A 15,094-nucleotide genomic window follows, 5' to 3' on the forward strand; every position below is an offset into this window, starting at 1 on the left:
GGATCCGGCCCGTGTCGCATACCCTGTGATGTATGACGCAGCACGTCGGCGCAGCTCTCGCGGGGGCTTCGCGCCTCCAGCCGGGGACGAGCCTGCGCGAGCAGGTCGAGGAGTCGCTCGCCTCCCAGATCATCGCCGGCATGCTCGAGCCGGGCACCGTCCTGACGGCGCCGACCCTCGCAGCGCAGTATGGCGTCAGTGCGACGCCCGTGCGCGAGGCACTGCTCACGCTCCAGCGGAGAGGATTCCTCGAGCCTCTGCGCAACAAGGGGTTCCGCGTCACCGATGTCTCGCTCCACGAGCTCCGACAGCTCGCCGAGGTACGACAGCTCCTCGAGTGCCCCCCGATGCGCGAGCTCGCCGGACACCTGCCGGAGAGCGCTCGCGCTGAGCTGCAGTCGCTCGCCGACGAGATCGTCGCGTCCGGCCAGGAGGGCCGTCTGCAGGACTACCTCTCCGCGGACACGCGCTTCCACCTGCTGCTCATCGACCTCGTCGGCAACGACCACCTCACGCGGATCGTGCGCGACCTCCGTCAGCAGACTCGGCTCGGCGGCCTCGCTGCGCTGTCGGAGTCACGACTGCTGGCCGAGTCCGCGGCAGAGCACCACGAGCTGCTCGCGCTGCTCGTGCGCGGAGACGGCGAGGCAGCCGAGGCCCTGATGCGGCGGCACATCGGGCATGTGCCTGGCATCTGGAGCGGCAATCTCGAGCACGGCGCCGGCTGAGCCCTCTCGCGTCGCACGCCCGCCTCACGGGATGGGCGGCATCCCGTCTGGCAGGTCGACCGGCCCTGTGACGGCTCGCGGCGCACGCGCTCGCGTCGCCGTGATCGCGACGCCGGCGGAGGCGATCGCGACCAGCGCGATCGCGATCGCGTCGAGGGCTCCGACGTGCTCCGACAGGAGCAGGAACCCGAAGAGCGCCGCGCTGGCGGGCTCGAGGGCCATGAACACGCCGAACGCGTGCGCGCTGATGCGCCGCAGCGCCAGCAGCTCGAGCCCGTAGGCGAGCACGCTCGACAGCAGTGCGACGAGCGCTGCCGGACCGAGCACGGCGGGCGATGCGGCGACCGCCGCCACCGCGGCCGGTGCGCCGAACGGCAGCGCCACGAGCGCGCCGACCAGCATGGCGGCGGAGAGCCCGCTGAGACCCGGCACCTTCGCGCCCACGCGCTGCGACAGCAGGATGTAGCCGCCCCAGCAGGCGCCCGCGAGGAGCGCGAGCACGCAGCCCACGATGTCGAGGCTCCCCTCGAAGCCCTGCGCGGCGATGATCGCCACGCCCGCCGCCGCGCACAGGACCCACGCGACGTCGGCGATCCGGCGCGAGTGCAGGAGCGCGACGGCGAGCGGGCCGACGAGCTCCAGCGTCACCGCCACCGACAGCGGGATCCGCTCCAGCGATGCGTAGTAGAGGAGGTTCATGGTGCCGAGCACCGCGCCGAACGCCACGACGTCCAGCACCGTCGAGCGCGCCCATCCCCCCGGTCGTGGTCGCGCCACGGCGAGCATCACCGCCGCGGCCAGGAGCAGTCGCACGAAGGTCAGGCCGGCGGGGGAGATCTCATCGAAGATCGACTTGCCGATCGCGGCGCCGAGCTGCACCGAGCTGATCGATGCGAGGACGAGCACGACGCCGATCAGCGGGGCGATCCAGGCGGCTGACGAGCGTCTCATCGGTGTCGACGATAGCGATGGTGGGCGCACGCGTCGGCGCGACGGCGAGAGCCGGATGCGGAGGCCCGCTGAGCCGGGAGGTCACGATTTGGTCTCGCGGTCTTCCGAGGGCGCCACACGTATGTAATATGTCACACACCGCCGCAAGGCATTGCAACGAAGCATCCTGAGGAGCCCCATGTCTGCATTCTCCCCGCGCCCCGCGCGCCTGATCACCGCTCTGCTGGCCGCGGGCGCCGTCGCGGTCACGGCCGGCTGCTCCGGCGGCCTCGCCGGGGGCGCCGGCGCCTCGGAGGGCGCAGAGGGCCCCATCACCCTCGGCATGCTCGCGCCCTTCTCGGGCAGCGAGTCCGCCTTCGGGGAGTACATGCAGAACGGCGCGCAGCTCGCGATCGACGAGATCAACGAGGCAGGCGGCGTCCTCGGGCAGCAGCTCGAGCTCGTCGTCGAGGACGACGCGTGCGACGCGACTGCCTCCGTCGCGGCCGCGAACAAGCTCGTGACGCAGGGCATCGTGGCCTCGGTCGGCGGCTACTGCTCGGGCGCCACGCTGCCGACGCTCCCGATCTTCGACGAGGCCGGCATCCCGATGGTGATCCCTGCGGCGAACTCCAACGACCTGCCCGACGCGGGCCTGCCCGGCGTCTTCCTCATCAACGGCACCGGTACCCAGCAGGCGCAGGCTGCTGTGCAGTACGCGCAGCAGGAGGGCGCGACCACCGTCGCGGTCATCGACGACGCGACGAGCTACTCGGCCGACCTCGCCGGCGCGTTCGTCGAGCAGGCGAACGAGGCGGGAGTCGAGGTCGCGTTCGAGGCGACCGTCACCCCGGGCGAGAACGACTACGCCTCCGTCGCGACGCAGCTGGCGCAGACTGCTCCAGACTTCGTCTACTGGACGGGCTACTACCAGGAGGGCGCCCTGATCAACCGTCAGGCTGCCGACGCCGGCTACGAGGGCGTCTTCATGGTGGCCGACGGCTCGATCGACGCCAGCTTCGCCGAGATCACCGGCGAGGGCTACACCGAGAACGTCGTGGGCACCTTCACGCAGACGCCCGACATGCTGACGGGCGCCGAGGACTGGATCGCCGACTACGAGGAGCTCGCGGGCGAGCGCCCGGGCCCGTACTCGACGCAGGCCTACGACGCCGTCCGGATCGTCGCGCAGGCGATGGAGGATGCGGGCAGCACGGAGTTCGAGGCCGTGGTCGAGGCGCTCGAGGGCCTCGACGGCTTCGAGACTTTCGCCGGACCGCTGACCTTCACCGAGAACCACACGCGTGAGAGCGGCGGCTTCGTGATCGTCTCGATCGACGAGGAGACCGGGGAGTTCGTGCTCGAGGACGACCTGCAGGGCTGACGACCGCGGAGGGCGGGGCTCGCGCTCCGCCCTCCACCATCCCTGACGACCCCGGAAGGAGCCGCACCACCGTGATGCAGCTCATCTGGAACGGCCTCATCGTCGGCTCGTTCTACTCTCTCGTCGCACTCGGCTACTCGATGGTCTACGGCATCATCAAGCTGCTGAACTTCGCCCACGGCGACATCTACATGCTCGGCTCCTTCGTGGGCTTCCTGGTGCTGAGCTCGGTCGGCGGCATCCCCGCCTCGGCCTCCATCCCGATGCTGCTCGCGATCCTGCTGCTCGCGATGGTCGTGACGGGCCTCATCGGCGTCGGCATCGAGCGAGTGGCCTACCGGCCCCTGCGCAAGAGCCCCCGGCTCGCGGTGCTCATCACCGCGATCGGCGTCTCCTTCACGCTCGAGTACGGCATCCGGCAGATCTTCGGCCCCAACCCGCGCGCGTTCCCCGTGCGGCTCAGCTCGGAGTCGTTCGACGCGCTCGGCATGCGCATCTCGATGTCGCAGATCGTGCTCGTCATCGTGGCTGCGGTGCTGATGTTCGTGCTCGCCCACATCGTCGAGCGCACTCGCGAGGGTCGAGCGATGCGAGCGATCGCGCTCGACCCCCAGGCCGCGCACCTCATGGGCGTCAACGTCAACCGCGTGATCGCCACGGTGTTCTTCATCGGCTCCGCGCTCGCCGGTGCCGCGGGCGTCATGGCCGGCGCCTACTACGGCTCGATCGACTTCCTCATGGGATTCGTCATCGGCCTGAAGGCGTTCACGGCGGCCGTCATCGGCGGCATCGGCAATCTCTACGGCGCGATGCTCGGCGGCCTCCTCCTGGGGCTGCTCGAGTCGTTCGGCGCCGCCTGGCTCGGCGGCGAATGGCGAGACGTCTTCTCGTTCGCCATCTTGATCCTGATCCTGACCTTCAAGCCGACCGGACTGCTGGGCAACCGCGTCGTGGAGAGGATGTGACCATGGCCACGCAGCTGGACCAGGCGCTCAAGCACGCGCCGCTGCGCGCTCCGGCGCCGCTCTTCGAGCGCAGCAGGCCGGCCTCGGGCCCGCGCTCGCAGCAGGGCTTCATGCGGATCCTCGGCCTGCTCGGCGTCGTGCTGCTGCTCGCGCTGCCCTTCATCGACGCGAGCGCGTACACGATCTCGATCGCGACGAGCGCGCTCATCTACATCATGCTCTGCATGGGCCTCAACGTGGTGGTCGGCTACGCCGGCCTCCTCGACCTCGGCTACATCGCGTTCTTCGCGGTCGGCGCCTACGTCTCCGGCATCCTCACGACGACCCTCGGCTGGCCGATGTGGGCGGCGGTGCCCGCGACGATCCTCGCCTGCGTGGTCGCCGGCATCATCATCGGCGGCCCGACGCTGCGGCTGCGCAGCGACTACCTCGCGATCGTGACGCTCGGCTTCGGCGAGATCATCCGCATCACGGCGAACAACCTCGACGTGACCGGCGGCCCCTCGGGCATCAGCGGCATCCCCACGTGGGAGTTCGGCGACTGGAGCTTCCGGGACGGGCTCGACCTCTTCGGGCTGCAGTTCTCCGGATCGATCATCTTCTACTACTTCGTCGCCGTCATCGTGGTGACCGTCGGCATCATCGGCCTCGGGCGCCTGTCGCGCGGGCGCATGGGGCGGGCCTGGAAGGCGGTCCGCGACGACGAGGACGCCGCCGAGGCGATGGGCATCAACACCTACGTCACGAAGATCTCGGCCTACATCATCGGTGCGGTCTGGGCCGGCCTCGCAGGCCAGCTCATGGCGACGCACCTGACGGCAATCAGCCCGAACTCCTTCCACTTCCTTTACTCGGCGCTCATCCTTATGGCCGTCGTGCTCGGCGGCATGGGGTCGACGCCCGGCGTGATCATCGGCGCGCTGTTCGTCTCGCTCGCGCCGGAGCTGCTGCGCGAGTTCTCGGAGTGGCGCTTCCTGATCTTCGGCGTGCTGCTGGTCGTGGTGATGATCTTCCGGCCGTCGGGGCTCTGGCCCGCGACCGCGGTCCTGCCCTGGGTGCGCGCCCACAAGCCGAGGGCATGGCCCGCGACCGCGCCGATCGAGTCGATCGACGACCGGGCGGTGAACGGTCCCGCACCGCTCGACGCCGGCCCGGACGATCCGTCTTCCGACGACCCCGCTGACGACAAGGAGGTCAGGCGATGACCGCGCTGCTCGAGGTCCGCGACCTCCACCTCCGCTTCGGCGGCGTCAAGGCCGTCGACGGGCTCTCGTTCGACGTCCGGGAGGGCGAGATCCTCGCGGTCATCGGTCCCAACGGCGCCGGCAAGACGAGCGCCTTCAACTGCATCTCCGGCTTCTATCGGCCGACGAGCGGCTCGATCGACTTCGAGGGCCGATCCATCATGAAGGTGCTGCCCTCGACGATCACCCGCCGCGGCATGGCGCGCACGTTCCAGAACCTCCGCCTCTTCAAGGAGATGACGGTCCTCGACAACGTGAAGACTGCCATGCACGGCAACCTGCGCGAGGGCTTCCTCGACAACCTCCTGCACACGCCGCGCTACCGCCGAGCCGAGGAGGCGTGCGCCCGCGAGGCGCGCGGCTGGCTCGACTTCGTCGGGTTCGAGGGCGATGAGCAGCTCTACGTCACGAACCTCCCGTACGGGGAGCAGCGGCGCGTCGAGATCGCCCGCGCGCTCGCCACGAGCCCCAAGCTGCTCCTGCTCGACGAGCCGGCGGCCGGACTGAACTACGGCGAGAAGCAGGGCCTCATGCGGCTGATCCGCAAGATCCGCGAGCTCGGTGTCGGCATCGTGCTCATCGAGCACGACATGGGGCTCGTGATGGAGCTCGCCGAGCGCATCGTCGTCCTCAACTACGGCAAGGAGATCGCCGACGGCACGCCCGCCGAGATCAAGGCGGATCCCGTCGTCATCGAGGCCTACCTCGGCGCCGACGATGATGGAGCGGTCGATGACACCACGCTCACCGACATGGTCGACGTCGTCGAGCCGGACGCCGAGGGCAACGAGGAGGATCCAGCATGAGCTGGCTCGAGGTCACCGAGGCCGACGTCTACTACGGCCGCGTGCACGCGCTGCGGCAGCTCTCCTTCGAGGTCGAGGAGGGCGAGATCGTCTGCCTGCTCGGCAACAACGGCGCTGGCAAGTCGACCACCATGAACGTCCTCTCGGGCCTCGTGCGCCCCAAGAGCGGCGTCGTGCGCTGGGACGGCATCGACCTCGGCACGGCCAAGCCCTGGGACATCGTCTCCCGCGGGCTGGTCCACGTGCCCGAGGGCCGCCGGATCTTCTCGACCATGACGGTGCACGACAACCTGCTGCTGGGCGGCTACACGGTCAAGGACCAGAAGGCGATCGCGGAACGCGTCGACCTCGCCTACTCGCTCATGCCCAGGCTCGCCGAGCGGCGCAAGCAGCAGGGAGGGACGCTCTCCGGCGGCGAGCAGCAGATGCTCGCCATCGGCCGGGCGCTCGTCGCCGGACCGCGGCTCCTGCTGCTCGATGAGCCCTCGATGGGACTCGCGCCGCTGGTCGTGAAGCAGGTGATGGAGATCATCTCCGCGGTCAACCGCCAGGGCACGACCGTGCTGCTGGTCGAGCAGAACGCTCGTGCCGCCCTCCGCATCGCCGACCGCGCCTACGTCGTCGAGACGGGGCATGTGACGCTGCAGGGAGCGGCGGCGGAGCTCGCGAAGGATTCGCGCGTCGTGGACGCGTACCTGGGCGCCTGACCGTGCGCGTCCTCGTGATCGGCGCCGGCGTGATCGGCGCGGCGTGCGCCCTGCGGCTCTCGCAGGCTGGCGCGGAGGTGCTGCTCGTTGACCGCTCGGGTGTCGCCGCTGAGACGTCGAGCCGCTGCGAGGGCAACGTGCTCGTGAGCGACAAGAGCGCGGATGCGTCACTGCGGGCCGAGGCGGAGCTCGCGATCGCCTCCAACGCGATGTGGCGAGAGCTCGCGGCCCAGCTCGACGCGGAGCGCGGCGACGGCCCGGCGACCGAGTTCGAGGCCAAGGGCGGCATCGTCGTCGCCTTCCCCGGCAACGCGGAGGCGCTCGAGCGCTTCGCCGACGGCCAGCGCTCCATCGGCATCCGCGCGCATGCCGTCGATCGCGCGGCGCTCGCAGACCTGGAGCCGGATCTCGCACCCGAGGTTGCGCTGGGCGTCCACTACCCCGACGACGCGCAGGTGCAGCCGTCGCTCGCGACGCAGTCCATGGCGGCAGCCGCGCTGCGCCGGGGCGCGCGACTCGTGCGGGCAGAGGTGACGGGTGCGCGGCTGCAGGGCGAGCGCATCGTCGGCGTCGAGACGACCGCGGGGCCGATCGACGCGGATGCGGTGGTCGTGTGCGCGGGCCCGTGGTCCGGCGAGGTGTCGGCTCGGCTCGGAGGGGCCATCGACATCCGCCCGAGACGCGGGACGATCCTCGTCACGACCCCGATGCCCCAGCGCATCCGCCACAAGGTCTACGACGCCGACTACGTCGGCGCGGTCGGATCGGGAGCGGCCGAGCTGCAGACCTCGACCGTCGTCGAGTCGACGCCCGCCGGCACCGTGCTCATCGGCTCGAGCCGGGAGCGCGTCGGCTTCGACGAGACGGGCACGCTGCCCGCGCTCGCCGAGATCGCCGCCAAGGCCACCCGGCTCTTCCCGTTCCTCGCCGACGTGCAGCTGCTGCGGACCTACTCGGGGTTCCGCCCCTATGCGCGCGACCACCTGCCGGTCATCGGCCCGGATCTCAGGGTCGCGGGCCTCTTCCACGCGGCCGGTCACGAAGGCGCGGGGATCGGCCTCGCGCCCGCCACTGCTGCGCTGATCGCGCACCATGTGCTCGGTGCCGCCGCCCCGCTCGACGCCGCGCCGTTCCTGCCGAGCAGGCCCAGCCTGATGGGAGCAGCGGCATGAGCGCGACGTTCGAGTTCGCGGGGGAGCCGATCGAGGCGCGCCAGGGCCAGACGATCGCGGGCGCCCTGCTCGCGGCCGGCCGCGTGTCCTGGCGCACCGCCGCCGGCGCCGAGCGCGGCGTGTTCTGCGGCATCGGCGTGTGCCACGACTGCGTCGTGACGGTCAACGGCGCGTCGGGCGTGCGCGCCTGCCTGCGCACCGCGAGCGACGGCGACGTCGTGCTGCCGGAGGAGCGATGAGCCAGCGGCACGTGCTCATCCTGGGCGCAGGGCCCGCTGGCCTCGCGGCCGCTCGGGGCGCGCTCGAGGAGGGTGCGCGCGTCACGCTCGTCGACGAGGGCGAGCGTCTTGGCGGCCAGTTCTGGCGCCACCACGAGCAGCTGACCGATCCCCGTCTCCAGCACGGCTGGTCGCGGTTCGTCGAGCTGCGCGGCGTCATCGCAGGAGCCCTCGAGTCGGGCAGCGCCTCCCTGCTGCAGCGCGCAGCGGTGTGGCGGGTCGACGCGGCCTCCATGCGCGTGCATGCCCTCGTCGGCATGGCGGATGCCCCCGGTCGCCGTCGCGTCGACGTCGCGGCCGACGCGATCGTGCTCGCGACGGGCGCGCACGACCGGGCCCTCCCCATCCCCGGGTGGACGCTGCCCGGCGTCACGACTGCGGGTGCGGCGCAGTCGCTCGCGAAGCGCGACGGCGTGACGGTCGGGAACCGCACGCTCGTGGCGGGCGCGGGGCCCTTCCTGCTCCCGGTGGCGGAGTCCATCGCGCTCGCGGGTGGCGAGGTGGTCGAGGTGCTCGAGGCCTCGCGTGTGCGCGCGCTCGTGCGCGGCTGGGGCGCCCGGCCGTGGGAGCTCGTCTCGGCGACCGGCAAGCTCGGCGAGCTGAGCGGGTACGCCGCTTCGCTCCTGCGCGGGCGCACGCCGTATCGCACGGGCCACGGCGTCGTGCGGATCCTGGGCGGACGTCGGGTCGAGGCGGCGGTGGTCGCGCGCCTGGATCACGACTGGCGACCGCTGCCGGGCACCGAGCGCGAGGTCGAGTGCGATGCCGTCGCGCTCGGCCACGGCTTCGTGCCCCGCATCGACGCGGCGCTGCAGGCGGGCTGCGCCGTCGGCGAGGCGCCGCCCGGGGAGCCGCGCTTCGTGCTGGTCGACTCGCTGCAGCGCACGAGCGCGGACGGGATCTTCGCCGCGGGCGAGATCACCGGCATCGGGGGCGCCGACGCGGCGCTCGTCGAGGGCGAGATCGCCGGACGAGCGGCCGCGGGCGGCCGCTCCCGGTCCCTCGATCGGGCGATCCGACTTCGGCGGCGCACGGATGCGTTCGCGCGGAGGCTCGAGGACGCCCACGGCATCCGCGACGGCTGGCGCACGTGGCTCGAGGACGACACGCTGATCTGCCGCTGCGAGTCGGTCGACACCGCGACGATCGTCCGCGCCGCGGGCAGCGCGTCGCGAGCGATGCGGCTCGCGACACGCGCGGGTCTCGGTGCCTGCCAGGGGCGCACGTGCGGCCTGAGCGTCGAGGCGATCTGCGGCGAGCGGCTCGGGCTCGATGCCCGCCCCGTGCTCGCGCCGATGCGCATCGGCGAGCTCGCCGCCGCCGCAGAGCCGGGGAGTTGACGGGCTCCGCGGTATGTAATATGTTACATACTACGGCCCCGCATCGGCGCGGGACCGCTTCAGCACCCTGCAAGGAGCAGTCATGAGCAGCAGCATGGATCTCGGCGGCGTCGTGGTCGCAACGACCCTCGCCTTCCAGGAGGACGCCTCGGCCCCCGCCGGCCTCGCGGTCGACTACGACCGCTTCGGCGAGCACGTCGACTTCCTCATGGCGAACGGCTGCCGCGGCGTGGGTCCGAACGGCTCGCTCGGCGAGTACTCCTCGCTCACCGACGACGAGCGCCGCAAGGTGATCCAGGTCGCGCGCGAGGCCGTCGGCGACCGCGGCATCGTGATCGCGGGCGTGCACGGCGTCGGCAGCCACCAGGCCCGCCACTGGGCAGAGCTCGCGGCCGAGGACGGCGCCGACGGCGTGCTCCTGCTGCCGCCGACGCTCTACCGCGCCAACGAGGGCGAGGTCATCGCGCACTTCGCGGAGGTCGCGAAGGTCGGGCTGCCGATCATGGCCTACAACAACCCCTTCGACACGAAGGTCGACCTCGTGCCGTCGCTCGTCGCCAAGCTCGCCGAGATCCCGGAGGTCGTGGCGATCAAGGAGTTCTCGGGCGACGTGCGCCGCGTGTACGAGATCCGCGAGCTGTGCGACATCGACGTCATCGCGGGCGCCGACGACGTGCTCCTCGAGATGATGATCAACGGCGCGGTCGGCTGGTTCGCCGGCTACCCCAATGCGTTCCCGAAGGAGGCCGTCGAGCTCTACGATCTGCTCGTGGCGGGCAGCTGGCAGCAGGCGAGGGAGCTCTACGAGCACCTCGTCCCCGTCTTCCGCTGGGACTCGAAGACCGAGTTCGTGCAGGCGATCAAGCTCTCGATGGACATCTGCGGCAACAGCTACGGCGGCCAGACGCGCCCGCCGCGCGGGCCGCTCTCCGAGGCGCAGCGCGCCCAGGTGACCGCCGACACCGAGCGGGCGCTGGCCGCGATCCGCGCACGCGCACTGGGCGCCGAGCAGGCGCTCGCGGGCGCCCGCTGATGCGGGCGAGCCGCGCCTTCCAGGCGGTCGACTCCCACACCGAGGGGATGCCGACCCGCGTCGTGACGGGCGGCGTCGGGGTCATCCCCGGCGCCACCGCCAACGAGCGGCGGCTCCACGCCATCGAGCACCTCGACGGCGCGCTGCGCGGCCTGCTCATGCACGAGCCGCGCGGCCACGCCGCGATGTCCGGCGCCATCCTGCAGCCCTCCACCCGTGAGGACTGCGACTGGGGCGTCGTCTACATCGAGGCGTCCGGCTTCCTGCCGATGTGCGGCCACGGCACGATCGGCGTCGCGACCGTGCTCGTCGAGACCGGCATGGTCGAGGTGACCGAGCCGGTCACCGAGATCCGGCTCGACGTGCCCGCAGGGGTGGTCGTCGCGCGCGTCGAGGTGGAGGCGGGGAAGGCCAAGCGCGTCACGATCGAGAACGTGCCGTCGTTCGTCGAGCGGCTCGACGCGCGCATCGAGGTGCCCGGCTACGGCACCGTCCCCTACTCGGTCGCCTGGGGCGGCAACTTCTATGCGCTCGTCGACCTCGACGACGTCGGCCTCCCCTTCGACCGTGCCCGCAAGGACGACATCCTCGCGTGCGGCCTCGCGATCATGGAGGCCATCAACGACCAGGCCCCGCCGATGCATCCGACCCTCGAGGGCTCGAACCACGTGCACCACGTCGAGTTCATCGCTCCGGGGTCGGATGCGGCGCGATCGCGCCATGCGATGGCCATCCACCCGGGGTGGTTCGACCGGTCGCCCTGCGGCACCGGCACGAGCGCGAGGATGGCCGAGCTGCACGCTCGCGGGGAGCTCGCGCTCGAGACCGACTTCGTGAACGAGTCGTTCATCGGCACGGAGTTCACCGGCAGGCTGCTGCGGCAGGCCACGGTGGGCGATCGCGACGCGGTCGTGCCCACCATCTCCGGCAGGGCGTGGATCACCGGATTCGGCACCTACCTGCTCGACCCGACCGACCCGTTCCCGCACGGGTTCGAGTTCTGAGACTGGAGTGAGCATGACCGAGATCGACATCGACGCCGTCGCCGCCCGCGCCGAGGCGGCCGCCCGGCCCTTCGCCGGCACCGCACCCCGCGAGCGGGCCGCCGCGCTCACCGCTGTCGCGGACGCGCTCGACGCGGCCGCGCCCCGCCTCATCGAGATCGCGATGCGCGAGACCGGCCTGACGGAGGCTCGCCTGACCGGCGAGGTGCGCCGCACCTCCAACCAGCTGCGGCTCTTCGCCGAGACGATCGTCGACGGCTCCTACCTCGATGCGCGAATCGACGCGCCCGACCCTGACTACGTGATCGGGCCGCGCCCCGACGTGCGGCGGGTGCTCGAGCCGGTCGGTCCGGTCCTCAACTTCGCGGCCAGCAACTTCCCCTTCGCGTTCTCGGTCGCCGGCGGCGACTCGGCCGCGGCGCTCGCTGCGGGTTGCCCGCTCATCGTCAAGGCGCACTCTGGCCACCTCGAGCTCTCGCGCGCCACAGCCGAGGTCGTCGAGCGGGCGCTCGTCGAGGCGGGCATGCCCGACGGCGTCTTCCAGCTCATCGAGGGGCAGGCCAACGGCACCGCGATGCTCGAGCACCCGGCGATCCGTGCGGCCGCGTTCACCGGATCGGGGCGCGTCGGGCGCATGCTGGCCGACATCGCCGCGGCCAGGCCGCGCCCCATCCCCTTCTACGGCGAGCTGGGCTCCGTCAACCCCGCCTACGCGACTGCCGGGGCCGTGCGGGCCGAGCCCGATCTGCTCGCGGGCTTCGTCGCGTCCGTCGCCGGCTCTGCCGGGCAGCTGTGCACGAAGCCCGGCTTCCTCTTCGTGCCCTCTGACGCCGACCTCGGCGAGGTGTCGCGCGCGGCGACCGGGCTCCCCGAGCACCGCCTGCTCAACCCCGGCATCGGCCGTGCCTTCGAGGGCCGCCGGGCCGAGGTGCTCAGCGCCGAGGGCGTGCACGTGCTCGCCGAGGGCGAGCTGCGGGTCGACGACGACGAGCAGCGCTGGGCGACCCCGACGATCGTCGAGGTCTCGGCGAGCGATCTCGAGGCGGCGGGCGACGCGCTCCTCGAGGAGTCGTTCGGGCCGCTGTCGGTCATCGTGCGCTACGACGACCTCGACGAGCTCCCGGCGCTGCACGAGCGGCTCTTCCCGGGCAACCTGACCTCCACTGTGCATGCGACCGACGACGAGGCTGACGCCGTGCGCCCCCTCGTCGACGCCCTCTCGGAGACGAGCGGCCGAGTGCTGTTCGGCGGCTGGCCGACGGGCGTCTCGGTCACGAGCGCGATGCAGCACGGCGGCCCGTACCCGGCGACCACGACCGACGCGACGAGCGTCGGGACGGCTGCCATCACCCGCTTCCTGCGCGGCGTCGCCTACCAGAACGCGCCGCAGTCGCTGCTGCCCGAGCCGCTGCAGGACGCGAACCCGTGGGGCGTGCCGCAGCGCCGCGGCGAGGCTGGCCTCTCGAGCGGCTGGGGCAGCCTGCAGGGCCGCTACTGAGCCGATGCCGTGAGGGCCGGGGCGATGCCTCGGCCCTCCACCGTCCCCGGAGCGGCGCTCAGCGCAGGCTGAAGCCCTGGGCGAGCGGGTCGCGAGGGTCGAGCTCGAAGGTGCTCGCGCCGACGCGGTAGGCCATGCCGGTCACCTCGGGCACCACGGCGCCGGGGAGGACCTCGGCGACGCGGGCGGTGAAGCGGGTCCCGATGATGGAGTCGTGCGTCAGCACCTCGTCCTCGGCGAGCAGCCCGCGCTCGTGCAGCAGCGCCACGCGCGAGGCGGTGCCCGAGCCGCACGGGCTCCGGTCGACCTCGCCGTCGGCGAAGACCGTGACGTTGCGCTGGTGGGGACCCACAGCATCCGCCCCCTCGAGCCGCCCGAGGTCGTCGACCAGGATCGTGCCGTAGACGCCCGAGAGCCGATCGTCGTCGAGCTGCGCGGCCGGGTGCCGGTCGAGCGCCCACTTGATCTCGCGGCCGATGGCGATGAGCTCGGTGGTGTCCCGAGGCTCGACCGAGAGGCCCACGGATGCGGCGGGCAGCGTCGCGTAGACCGCCCCGCCGAAGACGAGGTCGACCGCCACCTGGCCGCGGCTGGTCTCGAGCGGGATGCCGCTCGCGAGCACGCGCGAGGGGACGTTGCGGAAGACGACCTCGACGGTGCGCCCGCCGTCTCGGCGCACGACGGCCTGCACCCGGCCGCTCGGCACGTCGATCGTCACGGTGGCCTCGCCGTCGTCGGGAGCCGCGACCCGACCGGTCTCGACCGCCCAGGCGCCGAGTGCGATCGTGCCGTGGCCGCACGCGGTCGAGAAGCCGTCCTTGTGCCAGAAGAGCACGCCGAAGTCGGCGCCGTCGTCGTCCGGCGGCGTGATGAACCCGCCGTACATGTCGTCGTGCCCGCGCGGCTCGAGGCACAGGAAGCGGCGCGCCGCGTCGGGCTCGCCCGTCATCGCGCGCACCCGCCGCTCGGCGACGGTCGCGCCCTCGGTCTCGACGCTCGTGACGATGCGGAACGGCTCGCCCGCGGTGTGCCAGTCCTCGGTGCTGATGCGCATCATCGCTCCTTCGCGCTCGGCGCGACGGCGAGGGCCGCCACGCACAGGTCCTGCCAGCCCATGCCGCAGGTCTTGATGACCCGCGGCCGGGAGCGGTCGACCGGCACGGCGCCCGCGACGATGTCGCGCATGGGCGCGAGCTGCTCGAACGCGATGCGGCCCTCGCCGACGGCCATGATGACGTCGCCCGCCTCGGCCCGAGCCACCGCATCCGTCTCGACGACGACCTGGCTGCGGCCGATGAGGCCGCCGGGCAGCTCGCGCGCGCCCGGCTCGTGCGAGCCGACTGCCGCGATCACCACATGGTCGCCCACCAGCCTCTCGTCGAAGAGCGGCTCGCGGGCGGTCGTGGCCGCGACCACGATGTCGGCTCGACGCACGTCGTCGGGCGACCCGACACGCGCGTCGAGCCCCATCGCGCGCACCGCTGCGGCGGCGTGCTCGGCCTTCGCGGGGTCGCGCCCGACGAGCGTGACGCGAGCGAGCGACGGCCGGATCGCCGCCATCGCCTCGGCGTGCCGGATGCCCTGGGGCCCCGTGCCGAAGACGACGAGCTCGGTAGCGTCGGGCTCGGCGAGGAGGTCGAGGACCGCGGCGCTCACAGCGGGGGTGCGGATGCTCGTGAGCTCTGTGCCGTCGAGGATGGCGGTCGGCGCGAGCGTCTCGCCGTCGAGCAGGATGTAGATGCCCTGGATCCGCTCGAGCCCGCGCGCTGGGTTGCCGGGCGCGACGGTGGCGAACTTCTGCCCGGCCCAGCCGCCCGCGGCGGCGGGCATCAGCAGCAGCTGTCCGTGCGCGACGTCGAGCAGCTGGCGGGGGAGCGCGTCGGCGGGGTCGAAGCCGGATCGCAGCAGCTCCTGCAGCCCGCGGATCGCGTCGAGCATGGGGACGCGCTCGGCGAGCTGGTCGCCGTCGATGAGCTCGACGCGCTCGAAGATGCCTGCCATGCCC

At 72.1% G+C, this 15,094-nt stretch carries 15 protein-coding genes; 12 read left to right on the forward strand and 3 right to left on the reverse strand.

From position 1 onward, the window contains the following. The first annotated feature begins 32 nt into the window (after positions 1–32). Positions 33–728 carry a GntR family transcriptional regulator gene (locus tag MU522_RS05995; protein ID WP_246993213.1) on the forward strand — a complete coding sequence of 232 codons (696 nt, stop codon included), beginning with the start codon at positions 33–35 and terminating at the stop codon, positions 726–728. Between the two features lie 24 nt (positions 729–752). On the opposite strand, the gene MU522_RS06000 is transcribed toward MU522_RS05995, so the two are convergent. Next, on the reverse strand, positions 753–1,679 hold the full coding sequence (locus tag MU522_RS06000) for an EamA family transporter (protein WP_246993215.1): 927 nt from the start codon (positions 1,677–1,679) through the stop codon (positions 753–755). Positions 1,680–1,857: 178 nt separating this feature from the next. Between MU522_RS06000 and MU522_RS06005 the strand changes: the two genes are divergently transcribed. The 11 genes from MU522_RS06005 (at position 1,858) to MU522_RS06055 (ending at position 13,089) form a co-directional block, all read left to right on the forward strand. Continuing rightward, positions 1,858–3,042 (forward strand): branched-chain amino acid ABC transporter substrate-binding protein, encoded by a 1,185-nt coding sequence (locus MU522_RS06005; protein WP_246993217.1) that lies wholly within the window; start codon positions 1,858–1,860, stop codon positions 3,040–3,042. Between the two features lie 74 nt (positions 3,043–3,116). Beyond that, positions 3,117–4,007, forward strand: coding sequence for a branched-chain amino acid ABC transporter permease (locus MU522_RS06010; RefSeq protein WP_205649622.1), 891 nt, complete (start codon positions 3,117–3,119; stop codon positions 4,005–4,007). A 2-nt stretch (positions 4,008–4,009) separates the two neighbouring features. Beyond that, positions 4,010–5,212: a branched-chain amino acid ABC transporter permease gene (locus MU522_RS06015; RefSeq protein WP_128189228.1), complete on the forward strand. Its 1,203-nt coding sequence runs from the start codon at positions 4,010–4,012 to the stop codon at positions 5,210–5,212. Beyond that, positions 5,209–6,057: an ABC transporter ATP-binding protein gene (locus MU522_RS06020; protein ID WP_128189229.1), complete on the forward strand. Its 849-nt coding sequence runs from the start codon at positions 5,209–5,211 to the stop codon at positions 6,055–6,057. Before MU522_RS06015 ends, MU522_RS06020 begins: the two co-directional genes overlap by 4 nt. Further along, a complete protein-coding gene (locus MU522_RS06025) occupies positions 6,054–6,764 on the forward strand; it encodes an ABC transporter ATP-binding protein (protein WP_128189230.1) in 711 nt (236 codons plus the stop codon). Before MU522_RS06020 ends, MU522_RS06025 begins: the two co-directional genes overlap by 4 nt. Positions 6,765–6,766: 2 nt before the next feature. Next, on the forward strand, positions 6,767–7,936 hold the full coding sequence (locus MU522_RS06030) for an FAD-dependent oxidoreductase (protein WP_246993219.1): 1,170 nt from the start codon (positions 6,767–6,769) through the stop codon (positions 7,934–7,936). Continuing rightward, positions 7,933–8,175 carry a (2Fe-2S)-binding protein gene (locus MU522_RS06035; RefSeq protein ID WP_128189232.1) on the forward strand — a complete coding sequence of 81 codons (243 nt, stop codon included), beginning with the start codon at positions 7,933–7,935 and terminating at the stop codon, positions 8,173–8,175. The genes MU522_RS06030 and MU522_RS06035 overlap by 4 nt, the downstream gene beginning before the upstream one ends. Beyond that, on the forward strand, positions 8,172–9,554 hold the full coding sequence (locus MU522_RS06040) for an FAD-dependent oxidoreductase (RefSeq protein WP_246993221.1): 1,383 nt from the start codon (positions 8,172–8,174) through the stop codon (positions 9,552–9,554). The genes MU522_RS06035 and MU522_RS06040 overlap by 4 nt, the downstream gene beginning before the upstream one ends. A gap of 82 nt (positions 9,555–9,636) precedes the next feature. Next, complete coding sequence (locus tag MU522_RS06045) at positions 9,637–10,587, forward strand: dihydrodipicolinate synthase family protein (protein WP_246993223.1); 951 nt, start codon at positions 9,637–9,639, stop codon at positions 10,585–10,587. After that, positions 10,587–11,591: a proline racemase family protein gene (locus MU522_RS06050; protein WP_128189235.1), complete on the forward strand. Its 1,005-nt coding sequence runs from the start codon at positions 10,587–10,589 to the stop codon at positions 11,589–11,591. The genes MU522_RS06045 and MU522_RS06050 overlap by 1 nt, the downstream gene beginning before the upstream one ends. A gap of 13 nt (positions 11,592–11,604) precedes the next feature. Beyond that, positions 11,605–13,089 carry an aldehyde dehydrogenase (NADP(+)) gene (locus MU522_RS06055; RefSeq protein ID WP_128189236.1) on the forward strand — a complete coding sequence of 495 codons (1,485 nt, stop codon included), beginning with the start codon at positions 11,605–11,607 and terminating at the stop codon, positions 13,087–13,089. 58 nt (positions 13,090–13,147) lie between these two features. Here MU522_RS06055 and MU522_RS06060 read toward each other — a convergent pair whose 3' ends face one another. Beyond that, complete coding sequence (locus tag MU522_RS06060) at positions 13,148–14,143, reverse strand: proline racemase family protein (protein WP_246993225.1); 996 nt, start codon at positions 14,141–14,143, stop codon at positions 13,148–13,150. After that, positions 14,143–15,090 (reverse strand): ornithine cyclodeaminase family protein, encoded by a 948-nt coding sequence (locus MU522_RS06065; protein ID WP_246993227.1) that lies wholly within the window; start codon positions 15,088–15,090, stop codon positions 14,143–14,145. Before MU522_RS06065 ends, MU522_RS06060 begins: the two co-directional genes overlap by 1 nt. Between the last annotated feature and the right edge of the window lie 4 nt (positions 15,091–15,094).

This window comes from Agrococcus sp. SCSIO52902 (assembly GCF_022983135.1).
In the GTDB taxonomy this organism is placed as follows: Bacteria; Actinomycetota; Actinomycetes; order Actinomycetales; family Microbacteriaceae; genus Agrococcus; species Agrococcus sediminis.

Bases quoted from the DNA above. Each gene is read 5' to 3' on its own strand.
- MU522_RS05995 (WP_246993213.1), top strand. From the start codon at position 33: ATGACGCAGCACGTCGGCGCAGCTCTCGCGGGGGCTTCGCGCCTCCAG.
- MU522_RS06000 (WP_246993215.1), bottom strand. From the start codon at position 1,679: ATGAGACGCTCGTCAGCCGCCTGGATCGCCCCGCTGATCGGCGTCGTG.
- MU522_RS06005 (WP_246993217.1), top strand. From the start codon at position 1,858: ATGTCTGCATTCTCCCCGCGCCCCGCGCGCCTGATCACCGCTCTGCTG.
- MU522_RS06010 (WP_205649622.1), top strand. From the start codon at position 3,117: ATGCAGCTCATCTGGAACGGCCTCATCGTCGGCTCGTTCTACTCTCTC.
- MU522_RS06015 (WP_128189228.1), top strand. From the start codon at position 4,010: ATGGCCACGCAGCTGGACCAGGCGCTCAAGCACGCGCCGCTGCGCGCT.
- MU522_RS06020 (WP_128189229.1), top strand. From the start codon at position 5,209: ATGACCGCGCTGCTCGAGGTCCGCGACCTCCACCTCCGCTTCGGCGGC.
- MU522_RS06025 (WP_128189230.1), top strand. From the start codon at position 6,054: ATGAGCTGGCTCGAGGTCACCGAGGCCGACGTCTACTACGGCCGCGTG.
- MU522_RS06035 (WP_128189232.1), top strand. From the start codon at position 7,933: ATGAGCGCGACGTTCGAGTTCGCGGGGGAGCCGATCGAGGCGCGCCAG.
- MU522_RS06040 (WP_246993221.1), top strand. From the start codon at position 8,172: ATGAGCCAGCGGCACGTGCTCATCCTGGGCGCAGGGCCCGCTGGCCTC.
- MU522_RS06045 (WP_246993223.1), top strand. From the start codon at position 9,637: ATGAGCAGCAGCATGGATCTCGGCGGCGTCGTGGTCGCAACGACCCTC.
- MU522_RS06050 (WP_128189235.1), top strand. From the start codon at position 10,587: ATGCGGGCGAGCCGCGCCTTCCAGGCGGTCGACTCCCACACCGAGGGG.
- MU522_RS06055 (WP_128189236.1), top strand. From the start codon at position 11,605: ATGACCGAGATCGACATCGACGCCGTCGCCGCCCGCGCCGAGGCGGCC.
- MU522_RS06060 (WP_246993225.1), bottom strand. From the start codon at position 14,143: ATGCGCATCAGCACCGAGGACTGGCACACCGCGGGCGAGCCGTTCCGC.
- MU522_RS06065 (WP_246993227.1), bottom strand. From the start codon at position 15,090: ATGGCAGGCATCTTCGAGCGCGTCGAGCTCATCGACGGCGACCAGCTC.